At 60.3% G+C, this 3,168-nt stretch carries 5 protein-coding genes; 4 read left to right on the top strand and 1 reads right to left on the bottom strand.

What is annotated here, in order from left to right:
• Positions 1-109: 109 nt before the first annotated feature.
• Positions 110-556, bottom strand: a complete 447-nt coding sequence (locus EPO09_RS15900; protein ID WP_290644329.1) for an OsmC family protein — start codon at positions 554-556, stop codon at positions 110-112.
• An 84-nt stretch (positions 557-640) separates the two neighbouring features.
• Here EPO09_RS15900 and EPO09_RS15895 point away from each other — a divergent pair, with 84 nt between their 5' ends.
• The 4 genes from EPO09_RS15895 to lgt form a co-directional block, all read left to right on the top strand.
• Complete coding sequence (locus EPO09_RS15895; protein ID WP_290644327.1) at positions 641-964, top strand: metalloregulator ArsR/SmtB family transcription factor; 324 nt, start codon at positions 641-643, stop codon at positions 962-964.
• A gap of 34 nt (positions 965-998) precedes the next feature.
• A complete protein-coding gene (locus EPO09_RS15890) occupies positions 999-1,187 on the top strand; it encodes a DUF2892 domain-containing protein (protein WP_290644325.1) in 189 nt (62 codons plus the stop codon).
• 131 nt (positions 1,188-1,318) lie between these two features.
• Entirely contained in the window at positions 1,319-2,485 is a 1,167-nt protein-coding gene (locus EPO09_RS15885; RefSeq protein WP_290644323.1) for a D-alanyl-D-alanine carboxypeptidase family protein, read from the top strand.
• 30 nt (positions 2,486-2,515) lie between these two features.
• A partial coding sequence (gene lgt / locus EPO09_RS15880; protein WP_290644321.1) for a prolipoprotein diacylglyceryl transferase occupies positions 2,516-3,168 on the top strand: 653 nt, incomplete at its 3' end.

The raw sequence follows: 3,168 nt of genomic DNA, 5'->3' as shown, positions 1-3,168 counted from the left end.
CCAAGGCCTCGCCGACAGGTCGAGCCCAGGCTCAGTCCCTTGTCGTTCGCAGGCCCTTGAAGACCAGGGTGGTGGCGCCTCCATCACATTGAACGGGGGCTGAGCCTGCTCACTTGAGCATCACATCATCCGCATCCCGCACATGCACCATGATCGGGATGCCTTGGCCCACGCTCTGCGTGACTGTGCAGTAAGACTCGAACTGGCTCAGCACACGATCGAGGTGCGCCAACTGGGCCGCAGGTACGCCCAGTTTCAACTTGGCTGTCATGGTCAGTACGCGCAGGCGGCCTTCCGAGTTGCGCCCAACCTCGGCAAGCACCTCGCAGGTGATTGGTTCAGGCGCTTGCTTGAACTTGCGCAAGGCAAACAGCAGTGAATCCGACAGGCAGTTGCCAACGGCCGCTGCCAGCAACTGCACGGGCGATGGCCCTTTGGATTGGCCGAGCGGCGGCGGTTCATCGGCCAGCAGGGCAGGCGGGCCGCCCTCAAATTCGACCTGAAATTGGTAATCCTCTTGCTGGGTCAGATTCACCTTGACGGTCTGGTCGGACATGCTTTCTCCTGTATGTGCCGGCATGGGATGCCGATGCGTTTCACTTTATTGACAAACAATATACGTGTCAACATAATGTGAATCATGAATGTGAAAGATGACAACCTGACGGCTTTGCAGGCATCGGCTGAAAAAGCCTGTGCCTTGCTGAAGGTGCTGGCGCACACGGACCGGCTGGTCTTGTTGTGCCGGCTGGCACAGGGCGAATTTTGCGTTGGCGAACTGGAGAATGATCTCGGTATCCGTCAACCAACCTTGTCTCAGCAATTGGGGGTGTTGCGCCAGGAAGGGCTGGTAGACACCCGCCGTGAAGGCAAGCACATCTATTACCGGCTTGCCAGTGAGGATGCCGCCGCCGTCATGCAGGTCTTGCATGACAGGATGTGCCCGAGCAAGCCTGGCAAGTGACGAGCCTTGATTTTTTGTTGACCTGGAGATGAGCATGAAAGCAAACGTTGGTGGCATTGATCGTGCAGCCCGCATCACGGCTGGTGTGACCCTGGTGGCCCTGGCAGCAACCGGCACCGTGGGCCTGTGGGGCTGGATTGGCCTGGTGCCCATCGCCACGGGCTTCTCGGGTTGGTGCCCGGCCTATCTGCCGTTTGGCATCTCGACCTGCAAGATGAAGTGATGACTGTGATGGGCGCAAAGCCCTCGTCTTTACAGGCCAGTCACGAGGGGCAAGGGCGATAGCGCGCCAGACGGGCTGATAATGCGGGGCGCGCGGGCCAACAGCGGGTCCGCCCCCCAATTTCTCTGCTCATGATTGCTACATCCACACTCCGTCGTTTCCCTCTCGCACTTGGCGCTGGCGCCGTTCTCCTGAGCCTGGCTGCATCGGCCCTGGCCGTGGAAATCTCGCCGCCGCCCGCCCTGACCAACAAGGCCTATGTGCTGATGGAGTTCGATACGGGGCAGATCCTGGCCTCGTCCAACCCGGATGTGGCACTGCCCCCGGCTTCCTTGACCAAGATGATGACCAGCTACATCGTCGAGCAGTCGTTGAAGTCGGGCCGCCTCAAGCCCACTGATCAGGTTCGTGTGAGCCTGAACGCCTGGTGCCGTGGCTCCAGCACCGAATCCTGCATGTACCTGCCGCTCAACAGTTCGGCATCCGTCATGGACATGCTGCGCGGCATCATCATCCAGTCGGGCAACGATGCCTCCAAGGCCGTGGCCGAGCACCTGGGTGGTTCCGAGCCTGCGTTCGCCCAGACCATGAACGCCGAGGCCAAGCGCCTGGGCATGATCAACACGCATTTCGAAAACGCCACGGGCTTGCCTGCGCCCACGCACAAGGCCTCTGCGCGTGACCTGGCCATTTTGGCTCGCGCCATCATCCGTGACAGCGCCGACTACTACCCCATCTATGCCGAGAAGGACTTCAAGTTCAACGGCATCAAGCAAGGCAACCGCAACGCCTTGCTGTACACGGATCCGACCGTGGACGGCTTGAAGACGGGGCACACCGAAGATGCCGGCTTCTGCCTGACGGCTTCTGCCAAGCGTTCGGGCATGCGCCTGATCTCGGTGGTCATGGGCACCAGCTCCATGCAGGATCGTGCTGACCAGACCCGTGCACTGTTCAACTGGGGCTTCAGTTCGTTCGAAAAGGCCAAGGCCGTGACGGGTGGTGCGGCGCTGGCGTCTGCGCCGGTGCAGTTCGGCAAGGCCGATGTGGTGCAAGCGGGTGTGCTGGCTGACTGGAACCTGATGGTGCCGCGTGGTCAAGCATCTCAGATCAAGACCGCGGTGCAACTCAACCCCGAGATCAAGGCGCCGGTGGCGCAAGGCGCTGTCATTGGCAAGGTTGTGGCCACAATCGATGGCAAGTCTTATGGCGAGCAAAACCTGGTGGCGTTGCAGCCGGTTGAGAAGTCCGGCTTCTTCCTGAACCTCTGGCAGCACATCCGCAAGCTGTTCAAATAATTCAAATCGAAGCCGGGACCGCCGCCTGCCATGCTCGTTCATCCACAGTTCGACCCCATCGCGCTGAATCTGGGTTTTTTAAAAATCCACTGGTACGGTTTGATGTACATGGTGGGCTTCATCCTGTTCTTGCTCCTGGGGCGTTTGCGCGTTCGCCAGGGGCTGGCGCCCATTTCAGAGCTGCAGGTGGACAACTTCCTGCTCTATGGCGCGTTGGGCGTTGTGCTGGGTGGCCGGCTGGGTTACGTGCTGTTTTACAAGCCGACCTATTTCCTCGCTCATCCCGCTGAAATCTTGCAAATAGGGCAGGGTGGCATGTCGTTTCACGGCGGGTTTCTGGGCGTGGTGATGGCCGGGTGGCTGTTCGCCAGGCTCAACAAGGTGTCCTACCCGCGCTTGTTCGATTTTGTGGTGCCGCTGGTTCCCTTGGGGCTTGCGGCGGGCCGTATCGGCAACTTCATTAACGGTGAGTTGTGGGGGCGTGCGGCCGGGGCCAATCTGCCTTGGGGCATGGTGTTCCCTCGGGCAGGCGATGCCGTGCCGCGTCATCCCTCGCAGCTTTATGAGTTTGTGCTGGAAGGCGTGCTGCTGTTTACCGTGATGTGGCTGTTCACGCGCAAGCCTCGGCCTGTCGGGCAGGCCACGGCACTGTTCATGATGGGCTATGGCCTGGTACGGTTCTG

This window comes from Aquabacterium sp., assembly GCF_004297345.1.
Taxonomy (GTDB): domain Bacteria; phylum Pseudomonadota; class Gammaproteobacteria; order Burkholderiales; family Burkholderiaceae_C; genus Aquabacterium.
The sequence above is the reverse complement of the archived record's forward strand: the minus strand, read 5'-3'. Positions and strand labels throughout refer to the sequence as shown.